General features: G+C 56.5%; 11 protein-coding genes, 2 tRNA genes and 3 rRNA genes. 12 read left to right on the top strand and 4 right to left on the bottom strand.

Annotation, left to right across the window (positions count from 1 at the left end; translation table 11 throughout):
• Together J2Y86_RS09325 and rhtA are read right to left on the bottom strand one after the other, a co-directional pair.
• Positions 1 to 282 carry a hypothetical protein gene (locus J2Y86_RS09325; protein ID WP_084323506.1) on the bottom strand — a complete coding sequence of 94 codons (282 nt, stop codon included), beginning with the start codon at positions 280 to 282 and terminating at the stop codon, positions 1 to 3.
• 171 nt (positions 283 to 453) lie between these two features.
• Positions 454 to 1341, bottom strand: coding sequence for a threonine/homoserine exporter RhtA (gene rhtA, locus J2Y86_RS09320; RefSeq protein WP_253430080.1), 888 nt, complete (start codon positions 1339 to 1341; stop codon positions 454 to 456).
• Between the two features lie 670 nt (positions 1342 to 2011).
• On the opposite strand from rhtA, the gene J2Y86_RS09315 reads away from it, so the two are divergent.
• From J2Y86_RS09315 to rrf, 5 genes are all read left to right on the top strand, one after another.
• A 16S ribosomal RNA gene (locus tag J2Y86_RS09315) occupies positions 2012 to 3548 on the top strand.
• A gap of 82 nt (positions 3549 to 3630) precedes the next feature.
• Positions 3631 to 3707: transfer RNA gene (locus J2Y86_RS09310), tRNA-Ile, on the top strand.
• A 28-nt stretch (positions 3708 to 3735) separates the two neighbouring features.
• Positions 3736 to 3811, top strand: a tRNA-Ala gene (locus J2Y86_RS09305).
• Positions 3812 to 4047: 236 nt separating this feature from the next.
• Positions 4048 to 6939: ribosomal RNA gene (locus J2Y86_RS09300) — 23S ribosomal RNA — on the top strand.
• A gap of 154 nt (positions 6940 to 7093) precedes the next feature.
• Positions 7094 to 7209: ribosomal RNA gene (rrf, locus tag J2Y86_RS09295) — 5S ribosomal RNA — on the top strand.
• Together the 16S, 23S and 5S rRNA genes with 2 tRNA genes alongside form the textbook arrangement of a ribosomal RNA operon.
• Before the next feature lie 111 nt (positions 7210 to 7320).
• On the opposite strand, the gene J2Y86_RS09290 is transcribed toward rrf, so the two are convergent.
• Positions 7321 to 8244: a TIGR03571 family LLM class oxidoreductase gene (locus tag J2Y86_RS09290; RefSeq protein ID WP_301308885.1), complete on the bottom strand. Its 924-nt coding sequence runs from the start codon at positions 8242 to 8244 to the stop codon at positions 7321 to 7323.
• Between the two features lie 274 nt (positions 8245 to 8518).
• Between J2Y86_RS09290 and mrdA the strand changes: the two genes are divergently transcribed.
• Positions 8519 to 10411, top strand: a complete 1893-nt coding sequence (gene mrdA, locus J2Y86_RS09285; protein WP_253430074.1) for a penicillin-binding protein 2 — start codon at positions 8519 to 8521, stop codon at positions 10409 to 10411.
• 12 nt (positions 10412 to 10423) lie between these two features.
• Here mrdA and J2Y86_RS09280 read toward each other — a convergent pair whose 3' ends face one another.
• Positions 10424 to 11380 carry a LysR family transcriptional regulator gene (locus J2Y86_RS09280; RefSeq protein WP_084321076.1) on the bottom strand — a complete coding sequence of 319 codons (957 nt, stop codon included), beginning with the start codon at positions 11378 to 11380 and terminating at the stop codon, positions 10424 to 10426.
• A 156-nt stretch (positions 11381 to 11536) separates the two neighbouring features.
• Here J2Y86_RS09280 and J2Y86_RS09275 point away from each other — a divergent pair, with 156 nt between their 5' ends.
• From J2Y86_RS09275 to J2Y86_RS09250, 6 genes are all read left to right on the top strand, one after another.
• Positions 11537 to 12838 (top strand): MFS transporter, encoded by a 1302-nt coding sequence (locus J2Y86_RS09275; RefSeq protein WP_253430071.1) that lies wholly within the window; start codon positions 11537 to 11539, stop codon positions 12836 to 12838.
• Positions 12835 to 13590, top strand: a complete 756-nt coding sequence (locus J2Y86_RS09270) for a class II aldolase/adducin family protein (protein WP_253430068.1) — start codon at positions 12835 to 12837, stop codon at positions 13588 to 13590. The genes J2Y86_RS09275 and J2Y86_RS09270 overlap by 4 nt, the downstream gene beginning before the upstream one ends.
• Positions 13587 to 14516: a 2-hydroxyacid dehydrogenase gene (locus J2Y86_RS09265; RefSeq protein ID WP_253430065.1), complete on the top strand. Its 930-nt coding sequence runs from the start codon at positions 13587 to 13589 to the stop codon at positions 14514 to 14516. Before J2Y86_RS09270 ends, J2Y86_RS09265 begins: the two co-directional genes overlap by 4 nt.
• A gap of 105 nt (positions 14517 to 14621) precedes the next feature.
• A complete protein-coding gene (locus J2Y86_RS09260) occupies positions 14622 to 16001 on the top strand; it encodes an MFS transporter (protein ID WP_253430062.1) in 1380 nt (459 codons plus the stop codon).
• A gap of 18 nt (positions 16002 to 16019) precedes the next feature.
• Positions 16020 to 16412, top strand: a complete 393-nt coding sequence (locus tag J2Y86_RS09255; RefSeq protein WP_253430059.1) for a RidA family protein — start codon at positions 16020 to 16022, stop codon at positions 16410 to 16412.
• Positions 16405 to 17025 carry an RraA family protein gene (locus J2Y86_RS09250; RefSeq protein WP_253430056.1) on the top strand — a complete coding sequence of 207 codons (621 nt, stop codon included), beginning with the start codon at positions 16405 to 16407 and terminating at the stop codon, positions 17023 to 17025. Before J2Y86_RS09255 ends, J2Y86_RS09250 begins: the two co-directional genes overlap by 8 nt.
• Positions 17026 to 17050 lie beyond the last annotated feature (25 nt).

The raw sequence follows: 17050 nt of genomic DNA, 5'->3' as shown, positions 1-17050 counted from the left end.
CTATTTGCAGATCACGATCATGCTGCGGCTTGTATAGCCGGCGGGATTGAGACCAAACGGATAATCGCCCGGTTCTTCCACGCCATCCCCTGACTTGGCGATGACTTTGTAGCCTTTCGGCGCACACGAATTGGCGGCGCTGGTGTAGCACTTGTCCCAGGATGATGAAAGTCCGGAACAGTTGACATGCAACCCTTTCTTGCCACGTTTGGTATGGGTTTCCGACGTCGCCGCGCAGCCCGCAACTGCAAGTACGGCGATCAGTATCAAAATTCGTTTCATTGCTGTCCTTAAAGCGTCCCCGGATCTTTGTGCCCGGGTCTGGCTGTACTCGCTTTCGTTCGAAGCGTCTCTGATATCCCTATCCTGAAAAAGTCCATGTCCGACATTGGGTTGCGGGCCTAAACATGGCCTAAATGCGCGGTAAATACCAGAGCTTCGTCAAATCCTGCATCAATCCGCCGCGACGGCGGGCTTGGAGGCGCTTCCCATGGTCATGGTCGCGCCAACAGAAGCCAGAATGATGCACAGGATGGCCATCCATTGTGACAATGAAAGGAACTCCTGGAGGAACAGCAAGCCTGACAGCGCACCGATCGCAGGTTCAATACTCATCAGTGTTCCGAACGTGCGGGCCGGCATTCGGGTAAGGGCGACCATCTCCAGCGTATAGGGCAGGGCGGTGGACAAGATGGCAACGCCGATGGCCACAGGGATCAACGATGGCGTCAACAGCGCAGTGCCGGCATGAACAATACCGATAGGCGCGACGAACAGCGCAGCGATCATCACTCCCAATGCGGCAGTCTGCACGCCGTTGTCGGCGCCGGCTTTCTGGCCGAAGAGGATATAGATCGCCCAGCAGGCACCAGCGCCTAGGGCATAGCCCGCACCGAGCAGGTCGATACCTGCAGTTGTTGCGCCTGTTGGTATTAACAGCAGCAATCCGATGGCGGCCAGCGCGATCCACAGAAAGTCGATCGCGCGACGCGAGGCATAGATGGCCACCGCCAAGGGGCCGGTGAATTCCAGCGCTACCGCGATGCCCAGGGGGACGGTGCGCAAGGACATATAGAAGAGGAAGTTCATACCGCCCAGCGCCATACCGTAGACGATGACGGTACGCAGGGATTTACTGGTGAGCTTGGCTCGCCAGGGGCGCAGAAGCACGAGCATGATCAGGCTCGCGAAGATCAATCGCAGGGTCGTCGTTCCTTGAGCGCCGATAACAGGGAACATGCTTTTGGCCAGGGACGCTCCGGACTGGATCGACGCCATGGCTATTAATAGCAAGCCCACCGAGAACAGGGTGGAGGCTAGGCTGCGAGGCTGGTCATTCATTGCGTGGCATCGTCCAAGGCAGGGAGCGAAAGGGTTGTTTCGTGTATTGGGCAATATACTGCGCATTCAAGGCGGGCGCGTCTATATATAAGCGGTGATTTTGAACATCCTGATAGAAAAGCCAAATCAGGGGTTGACGGCAGATTCTGGAAGTCTATAATTCGCCCCACTTCCGGCGCAGTCGAAACGGAAAACTCCTTGGTAAACAAAGAGTTACGCAGTTTTCGACAGCGAGTTGCTTCAGATCATCGAAGCCCAGAAGGAGTTGGTTGAGCAGTGTGTTTTCGCTTGATTGACGGTTCGATCTTCTCGGTCGAAAGCGGAGAAAAAGAGGTGTTGACAGCAGCGAGTAACGCTGTAGAATTCGCCTCCCGCTAACGAGAGATCGGAAGCGCAAGTGGTTGAAGTTGCAAAGGAAACTTTGAAAACTTCTGAAAATAACCGCTTGACAGATACAGGGGACGCTGTAGAATGCGCGCCTCGGTTGAGACGAAAGATCTTAACCAACCGCTCTTTAACAACTGAATCAAGCAATTCGTGTGGGTGCTTGTGGAGTCAGACTGATAGTCAACAAGATTATCAGCATCGCAAGTTACTCCGCGAGAAATCAAAGATGTAACCAACGATTGCTGAGCCAAGTTTAGGGTTTCTTAAAAACCCAAAGATGTTTGAACTGAAGAGTTTGATCATGGCTCAGATTGAACGCTGGCGGCAGGCCTAACACATGCAAGTCGAGCGGTAGAGAGGAGCTTGCTTCTCTTGAGAGCGGCGGACGGGTGAGTAATGCCTAGGAATCTGCCTGGTAGTGGGGGATAACGCTCGGAAACGGACGCTAATACCGCATACGTCCTACGGGAGAAAGCAGGGGACCTTCGGGCCTTGCGCTATCAGATGAGCCTAGGTCGGATTAGCTAGTTGGTGAGGTAATGGCTCACCAAGGCGACGATCCGTAACTGGTCTGAGAGGATGATCAGTCACACTGGAACTGAGACACGGTCCAGACTCCTACGGGAGGCAGCAGTGGGGAATATTGGACAATGGGCGAAAGCCTGATCCAGCCATGCCGCGTGTGTGAAGAAGGTCTTCGGATTGTAAAGCACTTTAAGTTGGGAGGAAGGGCATTAACCTAATACGTTGGTGTCTTGACGTTACCGACAGAATAAGCACCGGCTAACTCTGTGCCAGCAGCCGCGGTAATACAGAGGGTGCAAGCGTTAATCGGAATTACTGGGCGTAAAGCGCGCGTAGGTGGTTTGTTAAGTTGGATGTGAAATCCCCGGGCTCAACCTGGGAACTGCATTCAAAACTGACAAGCTAGAGTATGGTAGAGGGTGGTGGAATTTCCTGTGTAGCGGTGAAATGCGTAGATATAGGAAGGAACACCAGTGGCGAAGGCGACCACCTGGACTGATACTGACACTGAGGTGCGAAAGCGTGGGGAGCAAACAGGATTAGATACCCTGGTAGTCCACGCCGTAAACGATGTCAACTAGCCGTTGGGAGCCTTGAGCTCTTAGTGGCGCAGCTAACGCATTAAGTTGACCGCCTGGGGAGTACGGCCGCAAGGTTAAAACTCAAATGAATTGACGGGGGCCCGCACAAGCGGTGGAGCATGTGGTTTAATTCGAAGCAACGCGAAGAACCTTACCAGGCCTTGACATCCAATGAACTTTCCAGAGATGGATTGGTGCCTTCGGGAACATTGAGACAGGTGCTGCATGGCTGTCGTCAGCTCGTGTCGTGAGATGTTGGGTTAAGTCCCGTAACGAGCGCAACCCTTGTCCTTAGTTACCAGCACGTAATGGTGGGCACTCTAAGGAGACTGCCGGTGACAAACCGGAGGAAGGTGGGGATGACGTCAAGTCATCATGGCCCTTACGGCCTGGGCTACACACGTGCTACAATGGTCGGTACAGAGGGTTGCCAAGCCGCGAGGTGGAGCTAATCCCACAAAACCGATCGTAGTCCGGATCGCAGTCTGCAACTCGACTGCGTGAAGTCGGAATCGCTAGTAATCGCGAATCAGAATGTCGCGGTGAATACGTTCCCGGGCCTTGTACACACCGCCCGTCACACCATGGGAGTGGGTTGCACCAGAAGTAGCTAGTCTAACCTTCGGGAGGACGGTTACCACGGTGTGATTCATGACTGGGGTGAAGTCGTAACAAGGTAGCCGTAGGGGAACCTGCGGCTGGATCACCTCCTTAATCGACGACATCAGCTGCTCCATAAGTTCCCACACGAATTGCTTGATTCATTGAAGAAGACGATAAGAAGCAGCCCGAAATTGGGTCTGTAGCTCAGTTGGTTAGAGCGCACCCCTGATAAGGGTGAGGTCGGCAGTTCGAATCTGCCCAGACCCACCAATTTTTGTGTGGGATCCTGTAGCAATACGGGGCCATAGCTCAGCTGGGAGAGCGCCTGCCTTGCACGCAGGAGGTCAACGGTTCGATCCCGTTTGGCTCCACCACTACTGCTTCTGTTTGTTGAAAGCTTAGAAATGAGCATTCCATCGTGATGATGGTGAATGTTGATTTCTAGTCTTTGGCTAGATCGTTCTTTAAAAATTTGGGTATGTGATAGAAAGATAGACTGAACGTTACTTTCACTGGTAACGGATCAGGCTAAGGTAAAATTTGTGAGTTTAATCGCGAATTTTCGGCGAATGTCGTCTTCACAGTATAACCAGATTGCTTGGGGTTATATGGTCAAGTGAAGAAGCGCATACGGTGGATGCCTTGGCAGTCAGAGGCGATGAAAGACGTGGTAGCCTGCGAAAAGCTTCGGGGAGTCGGCAAACAGACTTTGATCCGGAGATGTCTGAATGGGGGAACCCACCTAACATAAGTTAGGTATCTTAAGCTGAATACATAGGCTTAAGAAGCGAACCAGGGGAACTGAAACATCTAAGTACCCTGAGGAAAAGAAATCAACCGAGATTCCCTTAGTAGTGGCGAGCGAACGGGGACTAGCCCTTAAGTGGCTTTGAGATTAGCGGAACGCTCTGGAAAGTGCGGCCATAGTGGGTGATAGCCCTGTACGCGAAAATCTCTTAGTCATGAAATCGAGTAGGACGGAGCACGAGAAACTTTGTCTGAATATGGGGGGACCATCCTCCAAGGCTAAATACTACTGACTGACCGATAGTGAACTAGTACCGTGAGGGAAAGGCGAAAAGAACCCCGGAGAGGGGAGTGAAATAGATCCTGAAACCGTATGCGTACAAGCAGTGGGAGCCCACTTTGTTGGGTGACTGCGTACCTTTTGTATAATGGGTCAGCGACTTATTTTCAGTGGCGAGCTTAACCGAATAGGGGAGGCGTAGCGAAAGCGAGTCTTAATAGGGCGTCTAGTCGCTGGGAATAGACCCGAAACCGGGCGATCTATCCATGGGCAGGTTGAAGGTTGGGTAACACTAACTGGAGGACCGAACCGACTACCGTTGAAAAGTTAGCGGATGACCTGTGGATCGGAGTGAAAGGCTAATCAAGCTCGGAGATAGCTGGTTCTCCTCGAAAGCTATTTAGGTAGCGCCTCATGTATCACTGTAGGGGGTAGAGCACTGTTTCGGCTAGGGGGTCATCCCGACTTACCAAACCGATGCAAACTCCGAATACCTACAAGTGCCGAGCATGGGAGACACACGGCGGGTGCTAACGTCCGTCGTGAAAAGGGAAACAACCCAGACCGTCAGCTAAGGTCCCAAAGTTATGGTTAAGTGGGAAACGATGTGGGAAGGCTTAGACAGCTAGGAGGTTGGCTTAGAAGCAGCCACCCTTTAAAGAAAGCGTAATAGCTCACTAGTCGAGTCGGCCTGCGCGGAAGATGTAACGGGGCTCAAACCATACACCGAAGCTACGGGTATCACTTAGGTGATGCGGTAGAGGAGCGTTCTGTAAGCCTGTGAAGGTGAGTTGAGAAGCTTGCTGGAGGTATCAGAAGTGCGAATGCTGACATGAGTAACGACAATGGGTGTGAAAAACACCCACGCCGAAAGACCAAGGTTTCCTGCGCAACGTTAATCGACGCAGGGTTAGTCGGTCCCTAAGGCGAGGCTGAAAAGCGTAGTCGATGGAAAACAGGTTAATATTCCTGTACTTCTGGTTATTGCGATGGAGGGACGGAGAAGGCTAGGCCAGCTTGGCGTTGGTTGTCCAAGTTTAAGGTGGTAGGCTGGAATCTTAGGTAAATCCGGGATTCTAAGGCCGAGAGCTGATGACGAGTTATCTTTTAGATGACGAAGTGGTTGATGCCATGCTTCCAAGAAAAGCTTCTAAGCTTCAGGTAACCAGGAACCGTACCCCAAACCGACACAGGTGGTTGGGTAGAGAATACCAAGGCGCTTGAGAGAACTCGGGTGAAGGAACTAGGCAAAATGGCACCGTAACTTCGGGAGAAGGTGCGCCGGTGAGGGTGAAGCATTTACTGCGTAAGCCCATGCCGGTCGAAGATACCAGGCCGCTGCGACTGTTTATTAAAAACACAGCACTCTGCAAACACGAAAGTGGACGTATAGGGTGTGACGCCTGCCCGGTGCCGGAAGGTTAATTGATGGGGTTAGCTAACGCGAAGCTCTTGATCGAAGCCCCGGTAAACGGCGGCCGTAACTATAACGGTCCTAAGGTAGCGAAATTCCTTGTCGGGTAAGTTCCGACCTGCACGAATGGCGTAACGATGGCGGCGCTGTCTCCACCCGAGACTCAGTGAAATTGAAATCGCTGTGAAGATGCAGTGTATCCGCGGCTAGACGGAAAGACCCCGTGAACCTTTACTATAGCTTTGCACTGGACTTTGAATTTGCTTGTGTAGGATAGGTGGGAGGCTTTGAAGCGTGGACGCCAGTTCGCGTGGAGCCAACCTTGAAATACCACCCTGGCAACTTTGAGGTTCTAACTCAGGTCCGTTATCCGGATCGAGGACAGTGTATGGTGGGTAGTTTGACTGGGGCGGTCTCCTCCTAAAGAGTAACGGAGGAGTACGAAGGTGCGCTCAGACCGGTCGGAAATCGGTCGTAGAGTATAAAGGCAAAAGCGCGCTTGACTGCGAGACAGACACGTCGAGCAGGTACGAAAGTAGGTCTTAGTGATCCGGTGGTTCTGTATGGAAGGGCCATCGCTCAACGGATAAAAGGTACTCCGGGGATAACAGGCTGATACCGCCCAAGAGTTCATATCGACGGCGGTGTTTGGCACCTCGATGTCGGCTCATCACATCCTGGGGCTGAAGCCGGTCCCAAGGGTATGGCTGTTCGCCATTTAAAGTGGTACGCGAGCTGGGTTTAGAACGTCGTGAGACAGTTCGGTCCCTATCTGCCGTGGACGTTTGAGATTTGAGAGGGGCTGCTCCTAGTACGAGAGGACCGGAGTGGACGAACCTCTGGTGTTCCGGTTGTCACGCCAGTGGCATTGCCGGGTAGCTATGTTCGGAATAGATAACCGCTGAAAGCATCTAAGCGGGAAACTAGCCTCAAGATGAGATCTCACTGGGACCTTGAGTCCCCTGAAGGGCCGTCGAAGACTACGACGTTGATAGGTTGGGTGTGTAAGCGCTGTGAGGCGTTGAGCTAACCAATACTAATTGCCCGTGAGGCTTGACCATATAACACCCAAGCAATCTGTGAACTCGAGAGAGGCCAGATTGCGGTGTGTGAAGACGAAACGAACCGAAAGTTCGGATACAAACACACAAACTATCGCATACCCATTCGCTGGAGCGTGATCTCGCAAGAGAAAACGAGCCGGCTACCGAATTTCTTGACGACCATAGAGCGTTGGAACCACCTGATCCCATCCCGAACTCAGCAGTGAAACGATGCATCGCCGATGGTAGTGTGGGGTTTCCCCATGTGAGAGTAGGTCATCGTCAAGATTAAATTCCGAAACCCCAATTGCGAAAGCAGTTGGGGTTTTGTTTTGCCCGCAGGAAAGTGGTGAAAAAAATGGACAGCCTCATCGGCTGTCCCGGAACTCACTGACAAGGTCAGTGAAACTTTGGCAGGACGTATTCAGCAATCTCTTCAATCACGTCGGCCACCGGCCGTTCGCTACGACGCACATGCAGGCCAACATGCTGCACACCGGCCTCACGCAATGCCTGAAGCTCATCAATCAACGCCAATCGCCCGCAAATACCGCCGAAACGTACACGTCGCATAGGAGCATGAGGATTGGCCGCCAGATCCAGGTGGACGAAGCTGATGTAAGGCTTATCCCCACCGACTTCCCTCCACAGCCCCACCCGACGATGATGTTCATCCGGTGTGCCGGGGTAGGCGAGCCAGCCATCCATATGTTCGCCAATCCAGGCAGGTGACTGCTGACCAAGACCTGCCACCAACAATGGCACTGCCTGGTCCCGCTGCGGAAGCAATTGCGCACCTTCAGGCAAACGGCCGGCACCTTGGTCCTGCAGCAACTCCACCGTATCGCGGAAGATCTCTGCGCGCTGATCGTAATCCACACCAAACAACGGATACTCCATCGGTCGGTCGCCGCTGGCTACGCCGAGCAGTAAACGTCCGTCACTCAATTCATCAATGCTGTTGGCCGCCTTCAGGGTGAGCCAGGGTTGACGCAACGGCAATACGACCGCGGCCGTACCCAACATGATGTTGTCGGTGATCCCGGCGAGATACCCAAGGTAGGAAAAGGTTTCGAACACCTGTGCGGCATCGCCGAAATTCGGATCGTAAACCGGTACATCGCGAACCCACAGCGCGCGGAAACCAGCCTTGTCGGCCAGACGCGCCATCGCCGCATGTTGCTTCAAATCTGGAACACCGAAAGGCCGTTCCTCAGCAATCCGCCGCCGCTGGCCATCGCTGGACCAATCATTATCCAGCGGCAGCTCCAGGCCAATCGAAAACCCGTTGGGGCCCAGTAATCGTTTAAATCGTGAATGCATGAATAGACTCCCAGACAACAAAATGGAATGACATGCACTCAGTATCCACAGACCTGTCGGCAAGAAAAATGCACGAATGGGAATATCAATCTTGAGCAAAACGCACGAGTTCACACCAAAAACCAACTGTCGTTTTGGCCCTCAAGGACAACCATTAGAGGAAATGGCACTAAAGCGATCGCACGGATTTTGGTATGGTGCAGCTCGTTTTTTAACGGACTGATTTCAAGCCTAAGGATCGGCGTTCCATTTTTGTCAAAGAGCCGCTACAGAAATGCCCGAACCCATACCGATCAAAGATCACGAAAAAGAGACGCGTCTGGTCAACAAAAGATTGATGGCCTGCGCCTTGCTCGTCGTCTCGATCACCTGCGCACTGGTGGTGCGCATGTACGTGCTGCAAGTGGTCGAGTTTGACTATCACTCGACCATCTCCGAAAACAATCGCGTCCACGTATTGCCGATTACCCCCACGCGCGGATTGATTTACGACCGCAACGGCGTGGTCCTCGCCGATAATCGCCCCAGCTTCAATTTGACCATCACCCGCGAACGCGCTTCCGACGTCAAAGAAGAGCTGGACGAGGTGGTCAATCTCCTGCACCTGCCCGCTGAAGACCGGACGCTGTTCGACAAGGCGATGAAGCAGGCACGCCATCCATTCGTGCCCGTCACCCTGTTCTATGAACTCAGTGAAGAGCAAATCGCCGTACTTGCCGTCAACGAATTCCGCCTGCCCGGGATCGATGTCGAGCCGCAATTCGTTCGTCACTACCCGATGGGCGCGCACTTCGCGCATTCAATCGGCTACGTCGGTCGCATCAACGAGAAAGAATCCAAAGCCTTGGATACGGTCGAGTACCGTGGCACCCAATCCATCGGCAAGACCGGGATTGAAAAGTTCTACGAGTCAGAGTTGCACGGCCAGGTCGGTTACGAAGAAGTCGAAACCAATGCTCAGGGCCGAGTGCTGCGCGTGCTCAAACACACGGACCCGATCCCCGGCAAAAACATCGTCCTTAGCCTCGACGTCAAACTTCAGGAAGCCGCTGAAGAAGCCTTGGGTGATCGTCGTGGTTCAGTGGTCGCTCTCGATCCATCGACCGGCGAAGTGCTGGCCATGGTCAGCAAGCCAAGCTTCGACCCGAACCTGTTCGTGACCGGAATCAGCTTCAAGGAGTATGCGGCACTGCATGACTCCATTGACCGGCCGCTGTTTAACCGCGTGCTGCGCGGCCTGTATGCGCCAGGCTCGACCATCAAGCCTGAAGTGGCGATTGCCGGCCTGGATGCGGGGGTCGTGACCCCACAGACCCGCGTCTTCGATCCCGGTTACTACCAGCTTCCCGACTTTGATCACAAATACCGTAACTGGAACCACAGCGGCGATGGCTGGGTGGACATGGACGCGGCGATCATGCGCTCCAACGACACTTACTTCTACGATCTGGCGCACAAGCTGGGCATTGATCGCCTGCACGACTACATGGCGATGTTCGGCCTCGGTGAAAAGGTCTCGCTGGACATGTTCGAAGAGTCTGCCGGCCTGATGCCGTCCCAGGCCTGGAAGCGTGCCACACGTCGCCAGGCATGGTTCCCCGGAGAGACCGTGATCCTCGGCATCGGCCAGGGTTATATGCAGGTCACGCCGCTGCAGCTGGCGCAAGCGACTGCGTTGATCGCCAACAAAGGTGTGTGGAACCGGCCGCACCTGGCCAAGACCGTGGACGGCGTGGCGCCGGTGGACGAGCATCCGATGCCCAACATCCTGTTGAAGGACCCGCGCGACTGGGAGCAGGTCAACCACGGCATGCAAATGGTGATGCACGACGCACGCGGGATTGCCCGAGCGGCGGCGCAGGGTGCGCAATACCGGATCGCTGGCAAGAGTGGTACGGCGCAAGTGGTCGCGATCAAACAGGGCGAGCGCTACAACCGGGCGAAAACCCTGGAGCGTAACCGCGACAACGCCTTGTTTGTCGGTTTCGCTCCGGCCGAGCATCCGAAGATCGTGATCTCGGTGATGATCGAAAACGGCGAGGCCGGTGGTCGCGTCGCCGGCCCTGTGGTGCGGCAGATCATGGACGCCTGGCTACTCGATCAGGACGGTCATCTGAAGCCGCAATACGCCACGCCGAGTAAAACGCCGGGCGATCCTCACGTTTAACCGATCAAGGCTTCACAGCACAGGCTCACGAATGCTGAGCATGTGCTGGAAGCTTTCGAGGAACACGGTTTCGGCCTGACTCATCTTCTGCTCGCGATTCCACAACAGCTGGATATCGAAATCCACGACCCCGTCTTCCGGTGGCAAACGCCAGAGCAAACCTTGCTCGACATCCCTTCGCACCAGATGCGTCGGCAGGCAGCCGATCCCGTAGCCTGCGCAAATCAAGCGGTAAATCTCTTCGAAACTCGTCGATGAGGCAACGATCTTGCCGGTAAAGCCTTGCTCGTCGCGGAACAGTGTCAGCGGCGAAAGGTTGCCGCCGAGCTGGTCGCTGGTGAAGCTGACGAAGTTCTCCGCCGCGAGCTGTTCCAGCGTCAGGTTTTCTTGTCCGAAAAGTCGATGACGCTGGCCACAAAAGTACGCATAGCGCTCGCGAAACAGTACCCGCTGCTCCAGCCTCGGCTGCGGTAAACGACATAATCCGACGCCAATGGTCGCGGTCTTTTGCAGTAACGAACTGATAATGTTCGAGCTGCCCATCACCTCGACTTCCAGCTCGATTTTCGGGTGGGTTTCATGGAAGTCGGCGAGGAAGTCATCGTAGTGCCGTGCCTGCACGCCGCTGACGGTGAGGATGCGAATCTTGCCCACCACGTCATCGTGGCGACTCTCCACTACCGTGCCCAATCGCGAAATATCGCCGTAGATATCCGCCGCAATGCGCAGGACTTCTTCCCCGGTTTCCGTCAGATCGAACCGTCGCCCGCTGCGGGCAATCAACACACATTCCAGTTGTTCTTCCAGCCGTTTAAGCGCCTGGCTGACCGCCGACTGCGTGATGTGCAGCCGCGCTGCAGCGCGGCTCATGCTGCCTTCCTGGCCGATCACCAGGTAGGTGCGCAACAGGTTCCAGTCGAGGCGGTCGTTGAGAAAACGTCGGCCCACCCAAGGGTTAGTGGAGGTCATGACCATTCCAAGTAGTAGCAGTGCTTATAGTAAAGATAAGAATTTGAAAATTGACTAATCCTGGCACGGAAGCGATAAAGCCCACAAGCGCCACAGAGTGCAACCGTAAACAGCCTTCAGTACCTGCCCAAAACTATAAATACACAGGGTCCTTGCATGCACACCACCGCACAACCGCGACGAGCCGCGGCCGCCGCCTTCATTGGCACGACCATCGAGTTCTACGACTTTTACATTTACGCCACCGCGGCGGCGCTGGTGCTTGGGCAAGTGTTCTTTCCCAGCAGCGACCCGGTGATGAGCACCCTGGCAGCCTTCGGCAGTTTCGCTGTTGGCTTCATCGCTCGCCCCATGGCCGGCATGGTGTTCGGTCACTTGGGCGATCGCCTCGGCCGCAAGAAAATGCTGCTGGTGACCATGGCGCTAATGGGCGTGGCGACCGCCGGCATCGGCCTGCTGCCCAGCTACGCCAGTGTCGGCATCTGGGCACCGATCGGTCTCATCGTATTGCGCCTGATCCAGGGCATTTCGGTGGGTGGCGAGTGGGGCGGGGCGGTGTTGATGGCCAGCGAACACGCGCCGGCCAAGCGCAAAACGTTCTACGCCTCGTTTGCCCAACTCGGCAGTCCAGCGGGTTTGTTGCTGGCCTTGATCGCCTTTCGCCTGGTGACCTCTCTTGAACCGGAGGACTTCCTGTCCTGGGGTTGGCGTCTGCCGTTTCTCGCCAGCGGAGTGCTGATGATGGTCGGCCTGATGATCCGTTCCGGCGTGCACGAGTCGCCAGAATTCGCCAAGGCCCGAGACAACAACGAAACCGCCCAATACCCGGTGAAAGAGGTGATCCGCACCTGCTGGCGACAGATCCTGTTCGCTGCGGCGGCGGTGACCATTGGCTCCGCCGGGTTCTTCTTCACCAACACGTTTATGATCACCTACGTCACCCAATACCAGGGCATCGCGCGCTCGACGATTCTCGATTGCCTGTTTCTGGTGACTGTCATTCAGTTGCTTTCGCAACCGCTCTCCGCGCTGCTCGCCGAGCGCATCGGCGAGGGGCGCTTTCTCAAACTCGTCGCGCTGCTGTGCATGGTCACGCCGTACCCGATGTTTCTGCTGGTGGGTACGCAAAACATTCTGTTGATGACCCTCGGCATCGCCTTGGCGGTGGTGATTCTGTCGGCACTGTACGCGGTGATTGCCGGTTACATGACCCAGGCGTTCCCGGTGCATCTGCGCTACTCGGGCATTTCTATCGCTTACCAGTTGAGTTGCGCACTGGCCGGCGGCACCACGCCGCTGATCGGCACGCTGCTGGCGAGCAAGTTTTCCGGACAATGGTTGCCGCTGGCGGTGTTCTTCACCTTGCTTTCGGCCCTGTCCTTGATCGGTGTTTGCGGGCTGGCCCGCCTGCGCGCCAACCCGGTCGTCACCCACGCTGCTAAAGAGGTGTATTCGTGAGTAAACCTGAACACATCGGCCCGGTTGAATGGAAGGCTCGTTGCGAACTGGCTGCGCTGTATCGGCTGGTCGCGCACTTTCGCATGACCGACTTGATCGACACCCATATCACCCTGCGGATTCCGGGGCCTGAGCATCACTTTCTGATCAACCGCTACGGGGTGATTTTCGACCGCATGCGCGCCTCGGACCTGGTGCGCATCGATCAGGACGGGCGCATCGTCGATCCGGCCTACGAAGGTCATCGGGTCAACGCCGCCGGCTTCGTCATTCATTCGGCGATCCACATGGCGCGCCCGGATCTCAACTGCGTGATTCACACCCACACCGCCGCCGGCATGGCTGTTGCCGCGCAGAAGCAAGGCTTGCTGCCGATCAGTCAGCACGCGCTGAAGTTCTACGGCAAGTTGGCGTATCACACTTATGAAGGCATCGCGCTGTCGCTGGATGAGCGCGGGCGTTTGATCGACGACCTCGGGCCGCACCGGGCGATGATCCTGCGTAACCACGGCTTGCTGGTCGGTGGGTCGGGCGTGGCTCAGGCGTTTCAGGAAATTCACTTTCTTGAGCGTGCCTGTCAGGCGCAGGTCGCCGCGCTGGCCGGTGGTTGCGAGTTGCATTATCCGTCCCCGGATGTCTGTGCACACACCGCCGAACAGTTCGACCGCGATGAACAGGACAACATCATCGACCTGGCCTGGGAGGCCGCATTGACCCTGATCGAATCCCAGCGTGAGTCTTACCTGTCATGAACACCGTCGTTTTACTGTCCCGCGACACTTTGCTGCTCAAGCAATTGCAGGCGGCGTTTGCCCGCAGCGCGCCGCAGCTCACCACCGTGCTGGCGGATGATCCGCTGGCCAAAAACGCGCAGATCGCCGCTTGCTGGTTTCCTTTGCCGGGCAGCCTGGCCGCGTTGCCGAACCTGCAGGTCATCCACTCGGTGGCGGCGGGTATCGATCACCTCGAACACGACCCGTCATGCCCGGATCTGCCGGTGTGCAGGGTGGTCGATCCCGGCCACCGCCAAGGCATGACCGAGTACGTGCGCTGGGCGGTGATTCACTATCACCGTGGCTTCGATCAAGTGCTGTTGCAGCAACAGGATCAGCGCTGGGAACGGCCGCTGCAACGGGCGGCCGGGCAGTTCAAGGTCGGGGTGATGGGGCTGGGGTCGTTGGGCAGCGCCATCGCTCAGGATCTGGCTGCCGCCGGCTATGACGTTCGAGGCTGGGCCCGTCGCAGCAAGGATCTTAAGGACGTCAAGATCTTCGCCGGAGCCGAACAACTGATCCCTTTTCTAGATGGTGTGGAGCTGTTGATCAACTTGCTTCCACTGACCAGCGAGACTCGCGGCATCCTCGGTCATGCAACGTTCGAACATCTGGCCAATGGCGCCGCGCTGGTTAATTGTGGTCGCGGCGGACACCTCAATATCGATGACCTCGAACAAGCCTTGAACACAGGAAAACTGCGCGGTGCCTTGCTGGATGTGTTCGAACAGGAACCGCTCCCCGTCAATCATCGCCTCTGGACCATGCCCGGCGTGACGATCACGCCACACATGGCCTCGGCCGCTTCCCACGATTGCATTGCCGAACAAGTCGCGGAGAACTTTCGCCGTTTGAACGCCGATGAACCGCTATTGAATTGCGCCGACCGAACACTGGGTTATTAGAACTTACTCACTCGCCCGCCAAGTTGGGCGAGACATAACAACAATCCCTCACCTCGAACGTTTTACTGCCAGTCAAAACAATTAAACAAATCCCTGGAGTCAGTGATGAGCGATCTATCGTCCGCAGAAAAGTCCGGCGCCCCACCGGAAGTTGCAATCAGCATGAAAAAAGTCGCCGTGGCCAGTGTCATCGGCACCACCGTGGAATGGTACGACTTGTTTGTTTTCGCCACGGCTTCGGCACTGGTGTTCAACAAAGTGTTCTTCCCGGATTTCGTGCCTTTGATCGGCACGTTGCTGGCATTCGGTACGTTCGCTTCGGCGTATCTGGCGCGGATTGTCGGGGCCGCGTTGTTCGGGCACTTCGGCGACAAGCTGGGACGCAAGTCGATGTTGTTGATTTCGCTGTTGACCATGGGCGCGGCCACATTCGCCATTGGCCTGTTGCCCAACTACGCGGCCATCGGCATCTGGGCGCCGATCCTGTTGTTATTGCTCAGGGTCATTCAAGGCCTGGCCTTGGGCGGCGAATGGGGCGGGGCGGTGTTGATGGCGGTGGAACATGCGCCGGCCAACAAGCGCGGTTTGTACGGTTCCTGGGTGCAGATCGGTGTGCCCGCCGGGACCATGATTGCCAACCTGGCGTTTCTGGTGATCGCGGCGTGGCTGTCGCCTGAAGACCTGCTGGCCTGGGGCTGGCGCATTCCGTTCCTTGCCAGCGTTTTGCTGATCGCCGTGGGCTTGTACATCCGCCTGAACATCGCTGAAACCCCGGCGTTCAACAAGGTCAAGGAAGCTGAGGTCCAGGTGAAAATGCCGTTGGCCGAAGTCTTTCGCAAGTACTGGAAACAAGTGGTGCTCGGCGGCATTGCGACGATGTCGACCGGTGCGTCGTTCAACATCATCGTCGCGTTCGGCCTGACGTACGGCACGCAGAATCTGGGCTTCAGTCGCAGCGTGATGCTCGGTGTGGTGCTGCTGTCCTGCGCCTGGTGCATCGTCATGTTGCCGGTGTTTGGTGCGCTGTCGGACCGTTACGGACGCAAGCCGATCATCGTCGCCGGCATCGTTGCCGAGGCGTTGGTGGCGTTCCCGATGTTCTGGTTGATGGACACCAAAGAGCTGTCGCTGGTGATCTTCGGCTACTTGCTGCTGATGACCGCTTTCGCCGCCAACTACGGGCCGATCGCGACCTTCCTGGCGGAGTTGTTCGGCACCCGGGTGCGTTATTCGGGATTGTCGATCAGCTACATGCTGTCCGGGCTGCTCGGCAGCGCCGCAACACCGATCGTCACCACCGCGTTGCTCGCGGCCACTGGCAAAGGCTCGTCGGTGGCCTGGTACATGATCGGCGCGGCGCTGATTTCCCTGTTGGCGCTGTTGCTGCTGACCGAGACCTTCAAACGCGACATCAGCGAAATTCCGGCGGTGACGACTGCCGACGACCAGCCGGCTCCTAAACCTTTCAAATCGGCTGCGGCCTGATCCATGGAGTTCAACAGCATGCGCAGAATTCAGTCGGCCCCGGGCTTCATCGGTCCCGTGGGGCCTTACTCTCAAGCGGTGGTCAGCGGCCATCTGGTGTTCACCGCCGGGCAGATTCCGGCGCAAAGCGGGCTCGACGACCAGCCCGCCGATTTCCCCGAACAAGTGCGGCAAACCTTGCGCAATCTCGAGGCGATCCTGATCGAGGCGGGCTCGGATTTCAGTCACGTGATCAAGGTCAACGCGTACCTGACCGATCCCGCGCAACTGGAGCCGTTCAACGCGGTGTACCGCGAGTTTCTCGGTCATGCGCCACCGGCGCGAACCACCGTGTGCGTGGCGCTGTGGGGCGTTTCGTTGGAGATCGATTGTGTGGCCGAGTTGATCACGAAGGAGTCGCAGCATGGATAAGTCGCAGCTGATCGAGCAGTTCAAAGCGGTGAGCTTTCCCACCCTCGGGCATTTTCTCGAGGAGGGATTTGCAGACTCGCAACTGCGGGCCATGGTGCCCAACGTGAAACTGGTCGGCCGCGCACTGACGCTGAAACTGGTGGGTGCCGACGCCATCGCCGTCAACCAGGCGTTGGCGCTGATAAAACCGGACGATGTGCTGGTGATCGACACGGGTGGCGACTGGCAACACGCCCCGGTCGGCGCGGTGACCAGTTGTGCCGCGAGTTGCGCCGGTGCGGCGGGAATCGTGGTGGACGGCGCGGTCACCGATCTGCTGGAACTGCGTGAAGGCGGGTTACCGGTCTTCGCTCGCGGCACCAGCTTGCTGACCACCAAGTTGCACGGTCGAGGCGACAGCGAAATCAATCAGCCGATTCAGTGCGCCGGTGTCACGGTGCAACCGGGCGATCTGGTCTTGGGGGACGACAACGGTGTGCTGTTTCTCGACTGGTCAACGGCGGCCCGTGTGATCGAAAAGGCATTGGCGTCCGATCACGCCGAACCGCGTTTGCTCGAACGTTTGCGCGCTGGCGAGCCGGTCGCGCAGGTGTTGTGTGTCCAGGCCGATTGAGCACAACCGAATGTGTAGGCGTCGG

Source organism: Pseudomonas migulae (assembly GCF_024169315.1).
Lineage (GTDB): Bacteria > Pseudomonadota > Gammaproteobacteria > Pseudomonadales > Pseudomonadaceae > Aquipseudomonas > Aquipseudomonas migulae_B.
Note: the sequence above shows the minus strand (reverse complement) of the source record. Positions and strands in the feature narration are given on the sequence as shown.